1 protein-coding gene is annotated in these 1513 nt (G+C 54.1%); it reads left to right on the top strand.

Going from position 1 to position 1513, the window contains the following annotated elements:
* A partial coding sequence (locus E6139_RS22850) for a VaFE repeat-containing surface-anchored protein (RefSeq protein ID WP_316405830.1) occupies positions 1-1513 on the top strand: 1513 nt, incomplete at both ends.

Genomic DNA, 1513 nt, shown 5'->3' on the forward strand with positions numbered 1-1513 from the left:
ATAACCTGCCGGTCGGCACCGAATGTAAAGTTTGGGAAGAAACTCCGAAATCGGTAGAAAACGCCGATTACGTGGGTTCCGGGATGCAGGTACTTGGAAATGAGGGAGTAGAGGCTTCTGCCAGCAAGGAAAAGCTGGAAGTAACTTTCAAACTCAAGAACTCTACAGCAAAAGCCAAAATCCTGGCGGCTAACCATTACACCCAGGAACTAGGCGCCTTCACCTTGCAGAAGGTTGTTAAAGGAAACGCGGATGAAGCGCAAAATATTAGCGCCTACCGCTTCCAGCTAACCTATAAGGAAGGAAACAATACCCACGAACAAGAGGTAACTCTGTTCCCGGGTGCCTCCAAGTCGTACTGGGGACTGCCACTGGGCAGCCAGGTGCAGGTGAAAGAACTAGGAGCTATTGACAGCAAGGGTAAGTTCATTCCGGTAAACGAGCTGTCCACTGCTAAAGTGAAGCACTCGATTAGCTGGAGTGGTAGCTTGAACGATGCTTCGACTGCCGCTAGCAACACCTTCGCCATTAGTAAGCCGATGACTCACGCGCAGTGGCTCAATAATGGTAAGCAAGGCAATGTGGTGGTAACCGCTACCAACAGCTACCAGCAGATTGAGCAAAAGGGTACCTTCTCGGTACAGAAGACCGCGGTGAAAGTAGCCGGCGAGAGCAAGGACAAGGTTAAGAACCTGCCTACCAGCTACAACTTCACCTATGAGTGCTCTGATGGCACCCACGGTAATATCTCCAACGTCAAACCGGGCGGCACCCCGGTAGTGGCGCCCGCCCAGTTCCGCGCCGGCACTGTCTGCACCGTGACTGAGCAGCAAGTCCTACCAGAAGGCACCAACGCCCAGACCGTAAGCTGGACAGTTGACGGTAAAGGCGCAGGAGTTGGCCCGGCCTCCGGAAAGAGCGCAAAGGTAACCATTGGTTCCGACGCGCAGCATCCGGTAGCCGTGCAGGCTGCCAACGAATACCAGACCCCCGATGAGCCGAAGATTGCTACCGAGCTGAAAGGCGAGGGACGCAATGGCAATATCGACCTGGTTGAGGGCGCAGATCACACCTACACCCTGACCGACAAGGTCAGCTACTGGAACCTGGAGGTCGGCAAGACCTACAAGTTCTCCGGGGAACTGGTGATGCCCAATGCGGCTAAGACCGATGCCACTCGCACCGGAATCAAAGCCGAGAAGGAAGTAACCATTACCACGCCGAACGGGGTAATAGAACTACCGTTCACCCTTACCCAGGAACAGGTAGCTAAGTACTCGACGCTAGTAGCGTTCGAACAGCTAGATCTGAAAGTTAATGGCGGGTTCGAGCCGGTTACTAAGCACGAAGATCCCAAGGACGAGAACCAGACCAAACAGGTTAACCCCTGGATTGCGACGGTACTCACCGATGAGGGTGGCAACAAGCAGATCGATACCACCGGTAAGGCCGATAGCGATCTGGTAACCCTGGTTGACACCGTGAAATACCGGAACCTGGAAGCGGGTAAGAC

Origin of the sequence: Enterococcus sp. (genome assembly GCF_032555305.1) — a bacterium.
Classification (GTDB): Bacteria; Bacillota; Bacilli; order Lactobacillales; family Enterococcaceae; genus Enterococcus_A.